Genomic DNA, 17,924 nt, shown 5'->3' with positions numbered 1-17,924 from the left:
AACGCTCCGTTAGGGTTAACAGATTATTGCTGGAGTGAAAGTTGCGCCGCTGGGTGTTCGGGAGTTCCGGTGCATCACTTGATGCTGGGGCTTTAGACGATGCAACACACTTCCTCCTCTTCCTTGCGGCGCCGCGCGGCGGGAGCCGCCGCGGTGATGGTCGCTCTGGCGCTGGCCTCCTGCGCCGGCCAACAGGGCAGGGAAGAGCTGACGACCGGCTCGATCCCGAAACTCTCCAGGCCGGTGCAGTCGATGAACGCGACGGAGCTGGCCGCCGCGGCCGAGCGCATCGGCCAGGCCTATGAGCGCAACCCGAAGGACCGGGAGGCGGGTCTGAACTATGCCAATCTCCTGCGCATGACGGGCCGCAACGAGCAAGCGCTTGCCGTCATGCAGCAGGTGGCAATCTACCACCCGGCCGACCGGGAGGTCCTCGGCGCCTACGGAAAGGCCCAGGCCGCCGCGGGACAGCTCGAACAGGCGCTCACGACGATCGGCCGCGCGCAGACCCCTGACCGGCCCGACTGGAAGCTGAAATCCGCGGAAGGCGCCATTCTCGACCAGCTTGGCCGCTCCACCGAGGCGCGGCTGCGCTACCGCGAAGCGCTGGACCTCAAGCCCAACGAACCATCTGTCCTGTCCAATCTCGGCATGTCATACCTGCTGACGAAGGATTTGCGGACAGCCGAGACCTACCTCAAATCTGCAGCGAGCCAGCCGGATGCCGGCAGCAGCGTGCGCCAGAACCTCGCTTTGGCCGTCGGTCTGCAGGGACGCTTCCAGGAAGCCGAGACGATCGCCCGGCAGGAACTGACATCGGAGCAGGCGGAAGCCAACGTCGCCTATCTGCGCTCGATGCTATCGCAGCAGGGCGCCTGGAAACAGCTCGCACAGGCGGACGCGAAGGCGGATTGACACGCATCGCCATCCTCGGGCCTGACCAGATCTGCCATCCCCGGGCATATAATCGATGATGCTTGTGCATGGATCCTCGGGTCAAGCGCGATGACGGTGGTGTGAGCGCCCCATTCGTCGTCATGGGGTCAAGCCCGAGGATGACGGTGTCGGCGCGCCAACGTGCTTGTGACCAATGTGGCTCCCGGCAGAACGGCCGCCCTGTTTTCAACACTTTTCCATTCGTCATCCTCGGGCTTGACCCGAGGATCCACGCAAGACCCTGAAGCGCTGAGAGGCTAAAACTTATCCGCCACCTGTATCCCCGCGGGACCCAGGATGACGGCGACGAGGACCGGCAGGAAGAACAGGATCATCGGCACCGTCAGCTTCGGAGGCAAGGCGGCGGCCTTCTTCTCCGCGGCGGTCATGCGCTGATCGCGGCTTTCCTGTGCCAGCACGCGCAACGCCTGGGCCACGGGCGTGCCGTAGCGATCGGCCTGTATCAAGGCCTGCATGACTGATTTCACCTCTTCGAGGCCCGTGCGTCGTCCCAGATTTTCGAGCGCGACGCGCCTTTCGGGCAGAAAAGAGAGCTCCGCCGTCGTCAGCACCAGTTCCTCCGCCAGCGGCTGCGACTGGACGGCGATTTCGTCGGCCACGCGGCGCATGGCAAGTTCCATGGAGACACCCGATTCGACGCAGATAAGCAGGAGATCGAGGGCGTCCGGCCAGGCGCGGCGAATGGAGTGCTGCCGCTTTGAGATCGCATTGGCGATGAAGATGTTGGGGGCGTAGAAACCGACATAGGCAAAACCGATGGCGAAAGACACCCTGACCATGACCGGCTTGTCGGCAAAATTCCCGAGCACAAAGATGTAGAGGACCGAAACGGTCAGAAACAGGAACGGCAGGCAGAAGCGGGCGAAGAGAAAAGTGTTTAGCGCGTTCTGAGAGCGGAAGCCGGCCGTCTTGAGGCGGTTGACGGTATTGTCGTCCACCAGGGCCTTGCGGAGGTTCAACCGCTCGACGACCTCGCGTACCGAGCTGTTGTGCTGTGTTCTCAGGCTCGCTCTGCCGGTCGGCGCCTCGGTATTGAGACGGGCGCGTTCGCGGGCACGAATCTGCTCGCGCTCGGTTGCGACCGATTTCATCCGTTTCGCGAGGTCTCCCCGTTCGAGCAGGGGGGCCACGAGCGAATAGAAGGTAGCGAGCACGGCCATCGAAACCAGCACCGCGACGATGATATTCGGATCGGTAAGCGTCTCTATCCAGCCGTCCACGTCAGTCTGGCCCTCAAATATCGAAATTGATCATGTTGCGCATCATCCAGATACCGATGCTCATCCACACGGCGGAGGCGCCCATTATGAGGTGACCGCGCGGATCGGTGAAAAGAATGGCCATGTAGGCGGGCGACGTCAGATAGACGAGCGTTGCCACGATGAAGGGCAGTGCTCCGATAATGCAGGCGGATGCCTTGGCTTCCATGGACAGCGCATTGACCTTCGCCTTCATCTTCCTGCGCTCGCGCAGCACCTTGGAAAGGTTGCCGAGCGCCTCGGAGAGATTGCCGCCCGCCTGCGCCTGAATGGCGATGACGATCGCGAAGAAATTCACTTCCGGCAGCGGGATGCTGTGGATCATGCGGGCGCAGGCTTCGGGAACGTTGAGGCCCACCTGCTGGGACTCGACAACGCGCCGGAATTCCGTCCTGACCGGCTCCTGTCCGTCGCTTGCGATCAGTCGCAGCGCGTCGTTCAGAGGTAGCCCCGACTTGATCGATCGGACCATCACATCGAGCGCGTTCGGAAACTCGTCCAGGAACTTCCTGCAGCGGCGTTTGATCCTGGAGCCGACGATCCAGCGCGGCAGCCCGGCGGCGGCGGTCAGCCCAACACCCGCGGCAATGAGCGCCCCCGCGCCCGCCAGGAAGACGACGACAAAGGTGAACAATCCGAAAAGCGCGCTGAACAGATAGAACTGCGCGACCGATATCGAAAGGTTGGCCTGCAGCAGGCGTTTCTTCATCGAAGGTGCCGAATTGGCAGATTTTTCCTGTTGCTTCTTCTCGAGTTCCTTCAGCGAATCCTGAACGGACTTGCGGCGCTTCGACATCTCGTTGACGCGGTCCCGCGCGGCCTTGATCTTGGTTCGGTCCGTCTCGGCGGCGCTGACCCGGAGCAGGCGGCCTTCGGTTTTCTTTTCGGTCTCGATCCGGGGATAGAGCAAACCATAGGCGAGCGCCGCCGCCGCCAAGGCGACGAGGCCGGCCAATCCCAGGACGGTGATGTCTATGCCGAACATCGCTCGGTCTGTCCCCTCGCGTCAGAAGTATGCTGCGCTAGAGCAGCGGCCTCATCCCGCTCTATTGCTTTTCCATCGCATCGAGTGTCGCGGCGAGCCGCTTGTCCTCGTTGAAGTAGCGGGCCCGGTCCCAGAAATGCGGCCGGCCTATCCCGGTCGAAACGTGGCGGCCGACAATCCGGCCATTGGCATCCTCGCCGTCGATCTCGTAGCGCATCAGATCCTGTGTGATGATTACGTCGCCTTCCATGCCGACGACCTCGGTGATGTGGGTGATCCGGCGCGAACCGTCGCGCAGGCGCGATGCCTGGATGATGACGTCCACCGAGCCGGAGATGATTTCGCGCACGGTCCTGGCAGGCAGGGTGTAACCGCCCATGGCGATCATCGATTCCATTCGGCTCAGGCATTCGCGCGGCGTGTTCGCGTGGATGGTTCCCATCGATCCGTCATGGCCGGTGTTCATCGCCTGCAGCAGATCGAAGACTTCCGGGCCGCGCACCTCGCCGACGATGATGCGCTCCGGGCGCATGCGCAGGCAGTTCTTCACCAGGTCGCGCATGGTGATCTCGCCCTCGCCCTCGATGTTCGGCGGGCGAGTCTCGAGACGGACCACATGCGGCTGCTGCAATTGCAGTTCGGCGGAGTCTTCGCAGGTGATGATGCGCTCGTTGCTGTCTATATAGCGCGTCAGGCAGTTGAGCAGCGTCGTCTTGCCGGAGCCGGTACCGCCGGAGATGACGATGTTGCAGCGGACGCGGCCGATGATCTGCAGCAGCACCGCGGCCTCCGGTGTGACCGAGCCGAAACGTACCAGCTGCTCGAGCGTCAGCTTGTCCTTTTTGAACTTGCGGATCGTGAGTGCCGTGCCGTCGATCGCGAGCGGCGGGGCGATGACGTTGACACGCGAGCCATCCGGCAGACGCGCGTCGCAGATCGGGCTGGACTCGTCTACGCGGCGGCCCACCTGACTGACGATGCGCTGGCAGATCGACAGGAGTTGCCCGTTGTCGCGGAACCGTATCTCCGATTCTTCGACCTTCCCGCCCACTTCGATGAAGGTTTGCCCGGCGCCGTTGACCATGATGTCGGCGATATCGTCGCGCGCGAGCAGCGGCTCCAGCGGTCCGTAGCCGAGCACGTCGTTGCAGATGTCGTCGAGCAGTTCCTCCTGCTCCGAGATCGACATCGCGAAATTCTTGATGGTGATGATGTCGTTGACGATGTCGCGAATTTCCTCGCGCGCGCTCTCGATATCGAGCTTGGAGAGCTGCGACAGGTCGATCGTGGCGATCAGCGCGGAGAAGACCTGCGATTTCGTGTCGTAGTAATCCTCTGCCCGCGCCGGGCGCCGGCGCTGAGGGGGCGCTGCCGCCTGCGGCCGGGATGGCGGAGCGGCCGGCTCTCCATAATCAGGGGCCGAGGGACGCTCGACAACCGCCAGCTCGACCGCGGGTATTGAAGGCGCAGGTGTGAAACCGCGTGCACCACCCTTGCCAGGACCTTCATTTCCGCGTTTGCCAAACATGACTTCATTCCAATTGCTTCAGCACTCGTTACCTGCGGATGCAGGATCGATAATATTGCCGCTACCGCTTTCCGAGCTTTGCCAGAACCTTGCCGAGGCCGCCCCGACGGGCTTTCTTGGCGGCGGTTCGCCCGGTCAAAAGGTGGGACAGCTGCGAAAAGGTCTCGGCGGCCGGCGATTTCCTGTCGATCTCCGCGATCATGCGGCCGCTGTTGGAGGCGTTACCGAAGAGGACCGCATCGAACGGAATGATTGCTGCGGCCTCGACCTCCAGTGATGCGCAGAACTCGTCGGGCGCAATCTCCGGACGCTTCGGCAGGCCAACCTGGTTGAGCACGAGATGCGGCGGCTTGTCGTTCGGCCTCAGCTTCTTCATGGCATCGAGCAGGTTCTTCGCGTTCCTGAGGCTCGCAAGGTCCGGAGCGGCGGTGATGACGACCTCGTCGGCGGCCGACAGCACCGATCGGGTCCAGTCTGACCAGCTGTGCGGCAGATCCAGAACGGATACGGGTGCGCTACGCTGAAGGATCTCGAGGATCGGCTGAAAGGCGGCTGTCTCGAAATCATAGGCGCGGTCGAGCATGGAGGGAGCAGCGAGCAGCGACAGATGCTCCGAGCATCTGGTCAGGAGCCGATCGAGGAAGACCTCGTCCAACCGCTCCGGTGCGAAAACCGCCTCGGCAATCCCCTGCGGCGGGTCCTGGTCGAAGTCGATATTGGCGGTGCCATAAGGCAGGTCGAGATCGGCAAGGATCGTCTCGGTCGAAAACAGATTTGAAATGCCCCAGGCGCAATTGTGGGCGATGCCCGACGAGCCGCAGCCGCCCTTCGCGCCGATGAAGGCAAGGCTGCGCCCGAGCGGCTCGGCCTCCGGGTCCACGAAGATCGCCGAGACAGCGCTCAGCATATCGGCCATGCCGACGGGCGCGACCATGTATTCGGAGATGCCGTTGCGGAGAAGCTCGCGGTAGAGCGCGATGTCGTTGTGACGACCGATGACGATGACCCTGGTGCTCGGATCGCAGACTTCGGCAAGCGGCGCAAGTTCCGAAAGCAGCGAGCGCGGCTCGGTCGCGGTTTCAAGAATGATCAGGTTGGGGGTCGAGACGCTCGCAAAGGTGGTCGCGGCGGCTGCGATGCCGCCGCCGGTAACGCGCAGGCTCACTTTCGCCATCCGGCGATCCTGGCCGCAGCGCTCCATCAGCCGCTGGACGGCTTCGCTCTCGCAAAAGGCATGAATCGAGATGCGCGGCAGAGGCCGAAGCTGCTCGAGATCGCCCGATCGCGTCCCCTCGAAAGGCCAATCTCCGGCTGCGCCGCTGTCGATCGTATATTCAATCGCGTTCATCGCTTTTCCCTGGATGGCTCCATGTCAGTTGAAGACGATCGTGGTTCCGCCGTCGCCCTTTTCCGTGCCGCGCCAGCTATCGATCACCTGCCCGCGCTGCTCCGCATCGATCGGCGACATACGGCGCGGACCGACGAGATCCGTTGGATTGGCGATCTGCGCGGCAAGGTTGGACTGGGTGGCGCAGCCGAAATTATAGTAATTGCGGTTCTCCAGCGTGTTCAGCGCCAGGTCTTCCGGCCAAGCGCCGCAGGGCGCTGTCTGCGCGGTAATGGCGACATAGCTGAGCCGGATGGGAGCGGCGTCGCCCGTGACCGACGCGTCGTAGCTCGTCTCGATTATCTTCTTCGGCGACACACCGCTCCCTGCCAGCAGGCGACGAATTTCCTTGCGGAGGATCTGGGCGGCACGGCCGTTGACCGAGCCGCGCGGCAGCATGATCTGGACGACGCCGCTCGATGCGTTGCGATACTCGGCGGCAAAGCCGCGGATGACGTCGCGCGTCCCCTGAGTAAGCCGCGTGTCGCCCGAGGCGACGGGAATGTCGATGGTTCGCTCGCCTTCCGTGAGCACGATCGGGTGGCGCGTCCGGTAGTCGTCCGGCAGGGCGCCGGTTGCGAGCCTGTCCTTGTTGGCGCAGCCTGCCAGCAAGGCGAAGGCGATCGCGCACAGGACCGCACGATGCGGAAAGCGGGTGGGGGCCATCAAGGGCTGCCTTTCAAGTCTGTTGCGTGTTGCGCATCGCTTCTTCATGGCCGGACCTATTTGTAGATGAAGCCGACATTGCCGTGGTAACGGCCGGCGGGCGGCTGTGCCTCGGCGCGCCCATAGATCCGGTTGACGCGGCCCAGGAAAAAGCTTTCGAGATCGTTGGCCGGATTGAAATTGTCGTCCGGACGCGAGATCGCGCTGCGGGCCACCGGCCGCACGAGATAGGGTGTGGCGATGATGACGAGCTCCGTCTCGCTTCGCTGGAAATCCTTGCTGCGGAAGAGCGTGCCGAGGATCGGGATCTTCGAGGCGGCGGGCAGACCCGACATCGCCTGGCGGATATTGTCCTGCACGAGACCGGCGATGACGATCGAACCGCCGGACGGAAGTTCGACGCTGGTAGAGGCCTCGCGCCGGCGAATGCCGAGGAAGGTATTGCCCGGAATATTGACCGTACCGTTGCCGGTGACGACCGAACCCTCATAGGTCGGCTCGGAAACATCGGTCTCGATCTGCAGGCTGATGCGGCCGGGGCCGAGGACGACCGGCTTGAAGTTCAGCCTGATACCATACTCGACGTCGTTCACCTCCCGCTCGACCGTGGTTTCGCCGCTGTCGTCGTCAGTTGAAACTTCCTGCACGCCGGCCAGCCGGAATTCGCCGCCGACATAGAACTTCGCCTCCTGGCCGGAAATAGCCGTGAGGCTCGGCTCGGCGAGCGTGCGCATGACGCCCGCCTGCTCCATCGCGTTGATGTAGCTCGAAATGGTGGTGCCGCCGATCGAACCCTTGATGAGGGCGTTCGTGCCGATGCCGATCATATCGCCCAGATTTGCCGGGTTGCGGAAGCTGATGCCGCTTTCGCCGTCCGATACGCGGCCGTTGAATCCGAGCTGCTTCAGCACCTGCCGGCTGACCTCTGCCACAGTCACCTTCAGCGTCACCTGATCGTCGCCCTCGATGGTCAGGAGATTGACGATCTGCGAGCTCTGGCGGTCTTCGGCGAAGATATCCGCATCACCGTTATTGCCCTGAGCCGTGATATTGCGTGTGGTCGCTTCGCCGCCCTTGAGGAAAGCGCGCGCAAGATCGACAGCCCTGGTCGAGTCGAGCGGCGTGCGCACCGTGCCCGTCAACACCACGTTGTCCGAGATGATCTCGACCTTGATGTCGGCATCGGGAATGAAGCGGCGGAGGTTCGACTCCAGGCCCGCGACGTCACGCTCCACGGCAACCTCAAGGCTGACGATCTCCTCGCCTCCCGGACCGAAGACGAAGATATTCGTCTGGCCGACGGACTTGCCGAAGAGATAGATGCGGCGGGAGGTGCGGGTGATCGCGTCGGCGAGCGACGGATCGGCGACGAGAATGTCATGGGCGTCGCTCGGCAGATCGACGACGACCGCCTTGTTGAGGCCGAGGTTGATGGTCTTGCGGGCGCCCGGGCCACTATTGACGATCCGCACGACCGAGGAGGACGCGGCCTCGGCCGGAGCAGCCGTCGGCAGCGCCATGCCCGAGAAAATCAGCCAGAAGGAGAAGCCGGCTGCGAGAGACGCCCGAAACCTGTTTTCGATCCGTTTCACCTTGCGCCCCGTCCTACTTCTGATTCTGGAGAGCCACACCGTCGCCCTTGACGATGGAGCCCGACTTGATGACCTGAATGCTTGGTTGGCCGTCGCCGTTGAGAAGGTGGTCGGCAGCCGTGGTGTCCGGCTCCTGCGCGTCGGCGACGCTGCGGAGCGCCAGCGAGATGCGGTCCGCCATCTGCTGCGTCACCGTCATGACTTTCGACTGATCCGGCGTGAGTTCCAGCGTCGCAGTCGTGCCGACGACGGCCTTTGTGCCGTCCTCCTTCTCCTCGATCTGCTGGTCGATCGCGAGCACGCGCACATTGCTGAGGACGGTTTCCGTCAGATAGAGATCGCCGTCGGACTTGCGCACCATGATGACGTCGACGCGATCGTTCGGCAGGATGAATCCGCCCGCACCGGTCGCGACCGTGATTTCCGTCGCCACCGCCCGCTTTCCGGCCGGCAACAGCGACGACATGATCCGGTTCGATGCATCGGCGATCTTTTCCTGACGGACCGGCTCCCCGGTGAAGATCGGCAGGCGGACGACCGCGCCGGCAAGGTCGTCGACGGCAGAGGGACGTGTTTCCTCTGTAATCATGCCTTCGGCGATGCCGTCCTTCGGCCAGGCTTTCCAGTGAATGGAATCGGCGCCGAGACGGGAGCCGACGGGCAGGCTCTTGCCGGCAACGAGCACGTTGATCGTCGGCGCCTGCTCGATGACCGGTTCCGCCATTCGGGCGGCGGGCGCGCGGGTAAGCTTCATCGCCAGCAGCCCGGCCATGGCAGCCGAGCCGACCGCCACGGCCAGAATGATAATGCGCACCGGTTTCATGATCGCCCCGAACCCCAGAAAATTGCCCGGGATCAGGTTGATCAGGAATTGGTGTAGTTATGGTTAACGGTCTGCTTATGGATATGGTTAACTTGCTTATGAAGATGATTAACAGAAGGCTGTGGCGCGGCCGAGAGGCGGAATGCGCTTCAGGAGAACTGTGTGAGGGCCAGCTTCATCAGCGGCGAAGAAGGATAGGCGGCGAACCCGCCCAGCGCTATGGCGATGCCGTATGGGATTTTCTTCGCCGTCAGCAGCAAGCGCGGAACCGGGATGCGCGCGGCAAGGATCAGGTTTTCCTGGCTGCGCAGGAGAAGAACGGCGATCGTCAACAGACCGCCGAAGGCGGAGACATACAAGAGAAAATCAATCAGGGACGCCTCGAAACCGAACCAAATCGCACTTGCCGTAAGGAGTTTTGCGTCACCGCCTCCCATGACATTCACTGCGAAAAGGCAGAAGCAAGCTCCAAATACCAGCACAGCAGCTGCCACATGCAAGCATGCCTTGGATGCGTCGAGGCCGGCTAAAGGTGAGATAACGACGAAAGAAACAAGCACGATTGCCGATATGCGGTTCGGAATTGTCATTGTGAACAGGTCCGAGAACGCTGCAAATGCCAGGCAAAATGGGAAAACTACAAAGATCGCTGCGATAGTCACCTGGGCTACCAATCTGAAACAGCTGACGTCACCTGCAACACCGAAAGGCCGCCTCGAAAAGGCGGCCTTTCGGAAAAAAGCCAGCGATCACGGCGCTGGAGCTTCTCCAACGCTGAGGAAGGTGCTCAGGTTGTTAAACTGGGTATCCAGGGCGCCGCCGAGCGTCTGCGCGCCACCAATCAGCGCCACAGAAATCAACGCTGCGATCAGGCCGTATTCAATTGCGGTTGCGCCGGACTCGTCCTTCATCAGGCGTGTAAAAATGGTCTTCATGACGATTCTCCTCAGACTTCGCTTGTTGTTCAGCACGTCCGTCAAACTGTTGCCGTTGATCGGATGCCCTGAAATTAGCGGGGTCTAATTGCTTTCCGCTTAAGGAATCCGGTTACCGTGACGTTAAGGCCAGCTCGCTTTTTCTTGGGTAAATGTGCGGAAAACGGATGCGTTAAACTGCGTTCGGCCGGCGTAACCATTCATTCACCAAAAAGCGCCAAGATGCGGCAGTTACACCGTCAGGACGCGCCATGAACACGCTCTCAGCGACCAAGCGGGTCGCCATGCTTGCATTTCTCACGACTGCGCTTTCGGGGGGGCACGCCCCGAGTGGTGCCCGCGCGGCTGAAGAAATGATGCGCGTCTATATGGATCACGCGCGCGTGTTGAAGCTCGACCGGCCCGTCAGCAAGGTGATCATAGGCAATTCGGACGTTGCCGACGCGACGGTCGCCGATGCGAAGACGATCGTGCTGACCGGACGCAATTTCGGCACCACCAATCTCGTCATCCTCGACCAGGACGGCAATGCCATGGTGGACGAGCGGATCCTCGTCTCTATCGACGAGGGCAACACCGTGCGCGTCTATAAGCAGACCGTCCGCACCGTTCTTTCCTGCACGCCCAATTGCGAGCGCGCGGAGCGGCAGGCTTCAGCCGCGAATAGCAACTGAGGCGCCTGTCTACCCCGTCTCCGCTTGCGGGCATCGGCAGCCGGATAGGAGCTTCGTCCGAGGCCCAAGGGTCGATCCAAACCACTAAGATTTTTTGGGTTGTTGAAAACAATTCTTCAACAGTCACTGCTTACATTGCGCCAACCAGTGATATGACGGAACGGCGCGATGTCGATCGGAAAGACAGCATCCACCTCCCCGACGCGCTCGCCGCGCGGCCCCTTTCGGCGCCTGATCGGCGATCGTGAAGGTGCGACCGCGATCGAATTCGCCATTCTGGCGCTCCCCTTCTTCATCGTCGTCTTCGCCTCGATCGAAACATTCGTCGCCTTTGCCGGAGAGCAGTTGCTCGCCAATGCGACGGATACGCTGGCGCGCAGGATCCGCACTGGCGACATCACCACCGAGGCAGGCAAGGACGGCTTCATGACCGAGGCTCAGTTCCGCCAGGCCTTCTGCGAGGAAATCGCGGTCATGATGACCTGCTCGGCGACCGAGGCGACGCAACCTTCGAAGCTCTATCTCGACGTCCGAGAACTCCCCGAGGACCTCGGCGCCTTTCCGCAGGCAGTTCCGCGAATAGGTTCCGATCTCGACACCAGCGGCTTCACCTTCGCACCCGGAGGACCGAACGACTACACCATGGTGCGCGCCTATTACCGCTGGACGGTGATCACCGATCTCGTGCGTCCCCTGGTGACCAAGCTGAGATCGGCCGGCGAGAGCATGCCGCGCGATTATCTGATGGTCGCAACGGCGACGTTCCGCAATGAAAACTATTGAGGTCGCCATGGGGTGCATGCATGCGCGTAGACAGTCGCCGTTCCGTACCCTTCGCCGTCTGCTGCGGGATCGGCGCGGCGCCGGTGCCGTGGAATTCGCCATTGTCGCGCCGCTTCTGATTGCCGCCTATATCGGCGCCTTCGAGCTTTCGCTCGGCTTCACCGTCGCGAGAAAGGTGTCGCGCGCCTCGAGTGCGGTGAGCGATATCGTCACCACCGGGCAGCAGGTGAACAAGGCCTTTCTGGACGATATGCGGAACGTCGCTAAAAACATGTTGGTGCCCTATGACAGCTCCGACTACGAGCTCAAAATCACCGGCATACAGGTGGACGGTACGACGGAAGGCAGGGTCGCCTGGTCCCGGGCCTGGTCGGATGCGAGCAATAGCGCCACGGTTCCCTACGCACTCAATTCGGTCGTCAGCGTTCCGGCCGATCTCGACGCGGTGAATGCCTTCGTCGTGCGAACGGAACTCGTCGTGAACCATCAGCTTTCCCTGTTCGGCTCGGACGCCGGCGCCATGATCCCCCTTTCCCGGACCTCCTACTATCGTCAGCGCTTCGGCACGACCATCAAATGCACGGACTGCTGAGGCCCTTCCCGGGGCCCTCGCACCTGCTGCACACTGCCGGGCGACATACATCAATTGCAATGGATAAAACGGCGCGCTATTCCTGCCGGATTGTGCGGCGACGGCCGCGAAAATCTTAATAGCGCCGGCTCGCCGTTCCCCACGCGCGCGCCGGGTCGGACAAGGTGTTTCATGGCGCGCGCCTTCCTTTTCGTCCTCGATTCCTTCGGCATCGGCAATGCGCCGGACGCGGGGGCTTTCGGCGATCTCGGCGCCGATACGCTCGGACACATAGCGGAATTCTGCGCGGCCGGGGCCGCCGACCGGGCGGGCCTCAGGGAAGGGCCGCTCAATCTGCCAAACATGTCAGCGCTGGGCCTCATGCATGCGGCGCGGCTGGCGACCGGTCGGCTGCCCGCCGGCATGGCGCTGCCGGAGCGCGTTTACGGCGTCTACGGCGCCGCCAGTGAAGTCTCGCGCGGCAAGGACACGCCGTCCGGCCATTGGGAAATCGCCGGCACGCCGGTGACCTTCGACTGGGGCTATTTCCCCGCGGACGGCGACGCCTTCCCTCCCGAACTCGTCGAGGCGATCTGTCGCGAGGGCGACGTGCCCGGCATTCTCGGCAATTGCCATGCCTCGGGCACCGATATCATCGCGCGTCTCGGCGAAGAGCATATGCGGACCGGCAAGCCGATCTGCTATACCTCGTCGGACTCGGTCTTTCAGATTGCCGCACACGAACAGACCTTCGGTCTGGAGCGTCTGCAGGACCTTTGCGCGGTCGTCCGCCGGCTCGTCGACGAGTACAATATCGGCCGTGTGATCGCTCGCCCGTTCGTCGGCAGCGATCCGGGCAGCTTCACGCGCACCGGCAATCGGCGGGATTATTCGGTGCTGCCGCCGGCACCGACCGTTCTCGACCGACTGAAGGAGGCCGGGCGAACAGTGCACGCAATCGGCAAGATCGCCGACATCTTCGCGCATCAGGGTGTAACCAGGCTTACCAAGGCCAACGGCAACATGGCTCTGTTCGACGCAAGCCTGGCGGCGATCGACGAGGCCGAGGACGGCGCGCTCATCTTCACCAATTTCGTCGATTTCGATATGCTCTACGGTCATCGCCGCGACGTGGCCGGCTATGCCGCAGCGCTCGAAGCCTTCGATGCACGCCTTCCCGATCTCGACCGCCGCCTGAAGCCCGGCGACATGGTCATCCTGACTGCCGACCATGGCTGCGACCCGACCTGGCGCGGCACCGACCACACCCGCGAGCGCGTGCCCGTTCTGATGTTCGGACCGACGCTTCGGAGCCGCTCCGTCGGTATTGTCGGGAGCTTCGCACATATCGGTGAAACCGTTGCAAGTCATCTCGGAATTGACCCCGGCCCGCATGGGAGGAGCCTCATTTGACCGCTCATCTGAAGAAGGCAGAGCTGCACTGCCACATCGAAGGCGCGACGCCGCCGGAACTGGCGGTGAGACAGGCTCGGAAATACGGCGTCGATACCGGCACAATCATCCGGGACGGTGCCTATGTCTGGGAGGATTTCACCAGCTTCGTGAAGTGCTACGATGCCGTGGCTTCGCTGTTTCGCACCGAGGGGGATTATGCGCTTCTCGCCGAGGCCTATCTGACGGAGCTTGCAGAAGCCGGCACGATCTATAGCGAGATCATCGTCTCGCCCGACCACGGCAACACGGTCGGCCTCGGGGCAGATGCATATCTCGAGGGGCTGGCCGCCGGCATGGAAGCCGCGAAGGCCAGAAAGGGGATCGAATCCCGCATGCTGATCACCGGCATCCGGCACCTCGGCCCGGAAGCAGTCGTCAGGACCGCGGAATATGCAGCCTCGCATCGGCATCCGCTCGTCACCGGTTTCAACCTGGCCGGCGAGGAGCGCATGCATAGCGTGGCTGAATTTTCCCGTGCCTTCGACATCGTCCGCGATGCCGGTCTCGGCCTGACCATTCACGCCGGCGAGCTTTCCGGCGCCTTCAGCGTGCGCGACGCTCTGGACCACGTCCGCCCCGCCCGGATCAGTCACGGTGTCCGGGCGATCGAGGACACGGACCTCGTCAGGCGGCTTGCCGATGAGGGCGTGGTGCTCGAAGTCTGCCCCGGCTCGAATATCGCGTTGAAGGTGTTTCCGGATTTCCCCTCGCATCCGCTGCGGCGGCTTTACGACGCCGGCGTCCGCGTGACGCTCAACTCCGACGATCCCCCCTTCTTCCATACCTCGCTGGCGCAGGAATACGAGATCGCCGCCCACGCCATGGGATTCTCCGACGGCGAGATCGACCGGATGACGAGAACGGCGCTCGAAGCCGCCTTCGTGGACGAGCCGACGCGAGAGAGGCTGCTGGCTGCGTTGCACATCTGATTGCCGGGCGATTGGCCTCGCCCTCGCCGCTCAAAACGGAAGAAGGTGTCGGCGGGGGAATAGGAGCGCCATCTGCCATCAACTTCCACCTACACCCTTGCAGCCCCCGCCCTTTCCATGGAAAAGAGGGTGGATAGCCAATTTTCGCGGAGAAGGTGAGCCATGGACGGCGTAACGGTGATCGGTCATCCGCTGGTGCAGCACAAGCTGACCATCATGCGCAAGAAGGAAACGTCGACTGCGGGCTTCCGCCGGCTGCTCAAGGAAATATCGACGCTGCTCTGTTACGAGGTCACACGCGATCTGGAATTGACGACGGAGCGGATCGAGACGCCTCTGGAGGAAACGGACGCGCCGGTGCTCGAGGGCAAGAAGCTTGTCTTCGCTTCGATCCTGCGCGCCGGCAACGGCCTGCTCGAGGGCATGCTCGAACTGGTCCCCTCGGCACGCGTTGCGCATATCGGCGTCTACAGGGACCACGAGACGCTGCAGGCGGTCGAATATTTTTTCAAGGCGCCGGACAACATCAACGAACGCCTCGTCATCGTCGTCGACCCGATGCTCGCCACCGGCAACTCTTCGATCGCAGCGGTCGAGAAACTCAAAGAGCGTGGTGCGCGGAACATCCGTTTCCTCTGCCTCCTTGCGGCTCCCGAGGGCATCCGCAACTTCCAGGGCGTACATCCGGACGTGCCGATCTTCACGGCCTCGATCGACAGCCACCTCAACGAGTTGGGCTATATCGTTCCAGGTCTTGGGGATGCCGGCGACCGCATGTACGGAACGAAGTAGCGCTGCCGGATAACGGCGCGCTTCATCCGGTCAAACGAGCCTTGACGCGATCACCGGGCGTTGCGCGGGCGCCTCCTCCGCGATCGCGTAGAGCGTTGCCACCCGCTTTGCGACCGCCTCGGCCTGGTCGCGGTCGGCGCCATGGACAAAAGCGATCGGCTCACCCTTTTCCACCTTCGTCCGGAGCGGTCTCAATCCGGCAAGGCCGACGCGATGATCGATTCGGTCGTCCGGCCGCCGGCGCCCGCCGCCGAGCGCGATGACCGCCATTCCGAGTTCGCGCGTCTCGCAGGCGGCCAGATAGCCGTCGCGGGCCGCCGCGACCGGCACGATCGCCGGCGCCCGTTCGAGATAGGCCTCGGGCCGTTCCACGAAATCGGCGGGGCCGCCGAGCCGATGCACCATGAGGCCGAAGCGTTCCAAAGCCTCGCCGCTCTCCAGGGCACGGCGGGCCATGGCCTCGCCTTCAGCCTTGTGCGCCGACACGCCCGCTGCGGCGAGCATTTCCGCCGCAAAGGCCATGACCACCCGATCGAGGCGGGTTCCCGCCTTCTTGCCGCTGAGATAAGCAAGGCAGTTCTCGACTTCGAGCGCGTTGCCGGCCGCGTCCGCCAATGGCTCGTTCATGTCGGTGATCAGCGCCGAGGTGCGCACGCCCGCGCCATTGGCGACCTCGACAAGCGAACGGGCCAGAATTTCGGTCTCGGCTGGATCCGTCATGAAGGAGCCATTGCCGAGCTTGACGTCGAGTACCAGTGACTGAAGCCCCGCGGCGAGCTTTTTCGACAGGATCGATGCGGTGATCAGTGGCACGGAGTCGACCGTCGCCGTCACGTCGCGGATTGCATAGAGGCGCTTGTCGGCGGGGGCGAGATTGGCCGTCTGGCCGATGATGGCGCAGCCGACCTCGTCGACCACGCGGCGAAACAGCTCTGGCGAGGGCTGGATATTGTAGCCCGGGATAGACTCGAGCTTGTCGAGCGTGCCGCCGGTATGGCCGAGCCCACGACCTGAGATCATCGGGACCACAGGTCCGCAGGCGGCGACAATCGGCGCCAGCATCAGAGAGACATTATCGCCGACGCCGCCGGTCGAGTGCTTGTCGACAACCGGGCGCCCGAACTCGCCCCAGTCGAGCGTCTCCCCGGAATCGCGCATCGCCAGCGTCAGCGCCACACATTCGTCCCGGCTCATGCCGGAGAACCAGACCGCCATGGCGAAAGCGGCGGCCTGACCTTCCGAGATCGAGCCATCGGCCAGACCCTCGATGAAACCGGCGATCTCCGCCGGAACGAGCCTGCCGCCATCCCTTTTCTTACGTATGACTTCCTGCGGGAGCATCGCCATTCAGCCTTCGCTCGCGACCATTTCCTTCAGGATGGCCGCCAGGCGCGTGCCGCCAAGCGGCGCCATTTCCTTGGTTTCTTCATGGCTGAGCTCGGCCCCGGTCATTCCGGCAGCGAAATTGGTGATGACGGAGGCGGCGGCAACCCTGATGCCGAAAAACCGGGCGAGAATGACCTCCGGCACCGTGGACATGCCGACAGCATCGGCGCCTAAAATACGTGCCATGCGGATTTCGGCCGGCGTTTCGAAGCTTGGCCCGGAGAACCACATATAGACGCCGCGCGCGAGCGGAATGCCGAGGCGCTCGGCGGTCTCCTCCATCCCGACAGCCAGCGCCGCGTCGTATGCATTGGTCATGCCCACGAAACGCGCGTCGCTCTCCACGCCGATCAGCGGATTGGCACCGGCAAAGGCGATGTGATCGGCGATCCGCATCACGGAGCCCGGCGGCATGTCTTCGCGCAGCGACCCGGCCGAATTGGTAAGGATCAAGTTGTCGACGCCGATCCGCTTCAGCGTCTCTATCGGCACGCGCATGGCGTTTGCGTCGCCGCGCTCGTAATAGTGCGCCCGGCCGGAAAGCACAGCGACCGGAGTACCGCCGATCCTGCCCGCGACGAACGTGCCGGCATGGCCGGAAACGCCACTCACCGGGAAGCCCGGTATCTCCGCATAGGGAATACGCAGCGGGTCGGCCACTGCGTCGACGAGCGCACCGAGACCGGAACCGAGCACGATTGCGTAGCGGGGCGCAAGCGCTCCGAGTTTACCCTTGAGGAACTCTGCCGCCGCCGTCATCCGAGGATCTCCGTCTCGAAGCTGTGCGGCAGAAGATCGGAGAGCGCCAGCGTCTTCCTGATCCCCGTCTCGTCACAGAGATAGATGCGGGTGCTGGCGCCGGAAAATTCCGCCAGGCGCTGGCGGCAGCCGCCGCAGGGCGGGCAGAGCGCGAGCTTCTCGGCAACCACTGCCACTTCCGTGATCTTGCGCTGGCCGGCCATCACCATGTGGCTGATCGCGGTGGTCTCGGCGCACCAGCCTTCCGGAAAGGACAGGTTCTCGATGTTCGCGCCCGTATAGATCTTGCCGTCCTCGGCGCGAATGGCGGCGCCGACCGGAAACTTCGAATAGGGCGCATGCGCCTTTGCCATGGCTTCGCGCGCCGCGACAAAGAGTTCGTCCTTCGACATGGGGCATTCCTTATTGTTGTGCATGTCGTCATCCCGGAACCGCTGCACACT

19 protein-coding genes are annotated in these 17,924 nt (G+C 63.0%); 7 read left to right on the top strand and 12 right to left on the bottom strand.

Going from position 1 to position 17,924, the window contains the following annotated elements:
• Positions 1-99: 99 nt before the first annotated feature.
• On the top strand, positions 100-915 hold the full coding sequence (locus tag FB009_RS09885; protein WP_012067560.1) for a tetratricopeptide repeat protein: 816 nt from the start codon (positions 100-102) through the stop codon (positions 913-915).
• 278 nt (positions 916-1,193) lie between these two features.
• On the opposite strand, the gene FB009_RS09880 is transcribed toward FB009_RS09885, so the two are convergent.
• The 9 genes from FB009_RS09880 to FB009_RS09840 all read right to left on the bottom strand — a co-directional run bounded on the left by FB009_RS09880 (position 1,194) and on the right by FB009_RS09840 (position 10,132).
• Positions 1,194-2,177 (bottom strand): type II secretion system F family protein, encoded by a 984-nt coding sequence (locus tag FB009_RS09880; RefSeq protein ID WP_012067559.1) that lies wholly within the window; start codon positions 2,175-2,177, stop codon positions 1,194-1,196.
• Positions 2,178-2,190: 13 nt separating this feature from the next.
• Positions 2,191-3,201 (bottom strand): type II secretion system F family protein, encoded by a 1,011-nt coding sequence (locus FB009_RS09875; RefSeq protein WP_012067558.1) that lies wholly within the window; start codon positions 3,199-3,201, stop codon positions 2,191-2,193.
• Positions 3,202-3,262: 61 nt separating this feature from the next.
• On the bottom strand, positions 3,263-4,729 hold the full coding sequence (locus FB009_RS09870; protein ID WP_153423480.1) for a CpaF family protein: 1,467 nt from the start codon (positions 4,727-4,729) through the stop codon (positions 3,263-3,265).
• A 61-nt stretch (positions 4,730-4,790) separates the two neighbouring features.
• Complete coding sequence (locus FB009_RS09865; protein ID WP_012067556.1) at positions 4,791-6,077, bottom strand: AAA family ATPase; 1,287 nt, start codon at positions 6,075-6,077, stop codon at positions 4,791-4,793.
• 24 nt (positions 6,078-6,101) lie between these two features.
• Entirely contained in the window at positions 6,102-6,782 is a 681-nt protein-coding gene (locus FB009_RS09860) for a CpaD family pilus assembly protein (RefSeq protein ID WP_024311311.1), read from the bottom strand.
• A gap of 56 nt (positions 6,783-6,838) precedes the next feature.
• On the bottom strand, positions 6,839-8,374 hold the full coding sequence (locus tag FB009_RS09855) for a type II and III secretion system protein family protein (RefSeq protein ID WP_024311312.1): 1,536 nt from the start codon (positions 8,372-8,374) through the stop codon (positions 6,839-6,841).
• 13 nt (positions 8,375-8,387) lie between these two features.
• Positions 8,388-9,197: a Flp pilus assembly protein CpaB gene (gene cpaB, locus FB009_RS09850; protein ID WP_012067553.1), complete on the bottom strand. Its 810-nt coding sequence runs from the start codon at positions 9,195-9,197 to the stop codon at positions 8,388-8,390.
• 149 nt (positions 9,198-9,346) lie between these two features.
• On the bottom strand, positions 9,347-9,859 hold the full coding sequence (locus FB009_RS09845) for an A24 family peptidase (RefSeq protein WP_012067552.1): 513 nt from the start codon (positions 9,857-9,859) through the stop codon (positions 9,347-9,349).
• Between the two features lie 87 nt (positions 9,860-9,946).
• Positions 9,947-10,132, bottom strand: a complete 186-nt coding sequence (locus FB009_RS09840; protein WP_012067551.1) for a Flp family type IVb pilin — start codon at positions 10,130-10,132, stop codon at positions 9,947-9,949.
• A gap of 251 nt (positions 10,133-10,383) precedes the next feature.
• Here FB009_RS09840 and FB009_RS09835 point away from each other — a divergent pair, with 251 nt between their 5' ends.
• From FB009_RS09835 to upp, 6 genes are all read left to right on the top strand, one after another.
• Positions 10,384-10,806 carry a pilus assembly protein N-terminal domain-containing protein gene (locus FB009_RS09835; RefSeq protein WP_012067550.1) on the top strand — a complete coding sequence of 141 codons (423 nt, stop codon included), beginning with the start codon at positions 10,384-10,386 and terminating at the stop codon, positions 10,804-10,806.
• Positions 10,807-10,974: 168 nt separating this feature from the next.
• The gene (locus tag FB009_RS09830; RefSeq protein WP_024311313.1) at positions 10,975-11,589 is read left to right on the top strand and encodes a TadE/TadG family type IV pilus assembly protein; all 615 of its coding nucleotides are present in this window, start codon (positions 10,975-10,977) and stop codon (positions 11,587-11,589) included.
• 7 nt (positions 11,590-11,596) lie between these two features.
• Complete coding sequence (locus tag FB009_RS09825; protein WP_012067548.1) at positions 11,597-12,181, top strand: TadE/TadG family type IV pilus assembly protein; 585 nt, start codon at positions 11,597-11,599, stop codon at positions 12,179-12,181.
• 171 nt (positions 12,182-12,352) lie between these two features.
• Positions 12,353-13,573 carry a phosphopentomutase gene (locus tag FB009_RS09820; RefSeq protein WP_012067547.1) on the top strand — a complete coding sequence of 407 codons (1,221 nt, stop codon included), beginning with the start codon at positions 12,353-12,355 and terminating at the stop codon, positions 13,571-13,573.
• Positions 13,570-14,544 (top strand): adenosine deaminase, encoded by a 975-nt coding sequence (locus tag FB009_RS09815; RefSeq protein ID WP_012067546.1) that lies wholly within the window; start codon positions 13,570-13,572, stop codon positions 14,542-14,544. Before FB009_RS09820 ends, FB009_RS09815 begins: the two co-directional genes overlap by 4 nt.
• Before the next feature lie 162 nt (positions 14,545-14,706).
• On the top strand, positions 14,707-15,336 hold the full coding sequence (upp, locus tag FB009_RS09810; RefSeq protein WP_012067545.1) for a uracil phosphoribosyltransferase: 630 nt from the start codon (positions 14,707-14,709) through the stop codon (positions 15,334-15,336).
• Positions 15,337-15,366: 30 nt separating this feature from the next.
• On the opposite strand, the gene deoA is transcribed toward upp, so the two are convergent.
• The 3 genes from deoA to FB009_RS09795 are packed head-to-tail and all read right to left on the bottom strand — an operon-like array spanning position 15,367 to position 17,873.
• Positions 15,367-16,683, bottom strand: a complete 1,317-nt coding sequence (deoA, locus tag FB009_RS09805) for a thymidine phosphorylase (RefSeq protein ID WP_012067544.1) — start codon at positions 16,681-16,683, stop codon at positions 15,367-15,369.
• Positions 16,684-17,481 carry a purine-nucleoside phosphorylase gene (locus tag FB009_RS09800; protein WP_012067543.1) on the bottom strand — a complete coding sequence of 266 codons (798 nt, stop codon included), beginning with the start codon at positions 17,479-17,481 and terminating at the stop codon, positions 16,684-16,686. It lies immediately after the preceding gene.
• The gene (locus FB009_RS09795) at positions 17,478-17,873 is read right to left on the bottom strand and encodes a cytidine deaminase (RefSeq protein WP_311319485.1); all 396 of its coding nucleotides are present in this window, start codon (positions 17,871-17,873) and stop codon (positions 17,478-17,480) included. Before FB009_RS09795 ends, FB009_RS09800 begins: the two co-directional genes overlap by 4 nt.
• Between the last annotated feature and the right edge of the window lie 51 nt (positions 17,874-17,924).

It is taken from the genome of Sinorhizobium medicae (assembly GCF_007827695.1).
Taxonomy (GTDB): Bacteria; Pseudomonadota; Alphaproteobacteria; order Rhizobiales; family Rhizobiaceae; genus Sinorhizobium; species Sinorhizobium medicae.
Note: the sequence above shows the minus strand (reverse complement) of the source record. Positions and strands in the feature narration are given on the sequence as shown.

Coding starts and splice junctions, on each gene's coding strand:
- FB009_RS09885 (WP_012067560.1), top strand. CDS start 100: ATGCAACACACTTCCTCCTCTTCCTTGCGGCGCCGCGCGGCGGGAGCC.
- FB009_RS09875 (WP_012067558.1), bottom strand. CDS start 3,201: ATGTTCGGCATAGACATCACCGTCCTGGGATTGGCCGGCCTCGTCGCC.
- FB009_RS09870 (WP_153423480.1), bottom strand. CDS start 4,729: ATGTTTGGCAAACGCGGAAATGAAGGTCCTGGCAAGGGTGGTGCACGC.
- FB009_RS09865 (WP_012067556.1), bottom strand. CDS start 6,077: ATGAACGCGATTGAATATACGATCGACAGCGGCGCAGCCGGAGATTGG.
- FB009_RS09860 (WP_024311311.1), bottom strand. CDS start 6,782: ATGGCCCCCACCCGCTTTCCGCATCGTGCGGTCCTGTGCGCGATCGCC.
- cpaB (WP_012067553.1), bottom strand. CDS start 9,197: ATGAAACCGGTGCGCATTATCATTCTGGCCGTGGCGGTCGGCTCGGCT.
- FB009_RS09840 (WP_012067551.1), bottom strand. CDS start 10,132: ATGAAGACCATTTTTACACGCCTGATGAAGGACGAGTCCGGCGCAACC.
- FB009_RS09835 (WP_012067550.1), top strand. CDS start 10,384: ATGAACACGCTCTCAGCGACCAAGCGGGTCGCCATGCTTGCATTTCTC.
- FB009_RS09830 (WP_024311313.1), top strand. CDS start 10,975: ATGTCGATCGGAAAGACAGCATCCACCTCCCCGACGCGCTCGCCGCGC.
- FB009_RS09825 (WP_012067548.1), top strand. CDS start 11,597: ATGGGGTGCATGCATGCGCGTAGACAGTCGCCGTTCCGTACCCTTCGC.
- FB009_RS09820 (WP_012067547.1), top strand. CDS start 12,353: ATGGCGCGCGCCTTCCTTTTCGTCCTCGATTCCTTCGGCATCGGCAAT.
- upp (WP_012067545.1), top strand. CDS start 14,707: ATGGACGGCGTAACGGTGATCGGTCATCCGCTGGTGCAGCACAAGCTG.
- deoA (WP_012067544.1), bottom strand. CDS start 16,683: ATGGCGATGCTCCCGCAGGAAGTCATACGTAAGAAAAGGGATGGCGGC.
- FB009_RS09800 (WP_012067543.1), bottom strand. CDS start 17,481: ATGACGGCGGCGGCAGAGTTCCTCAAGGGTAAACTCGGAGCGCTTGCG.
- FB009_RS09795 (WP_311319485.1), bottom strand. CDS start 17,873: ATGTCGAAGGACGAACTCTTTGTCGCGGCGCGCGAAGCCATGGCAAAG.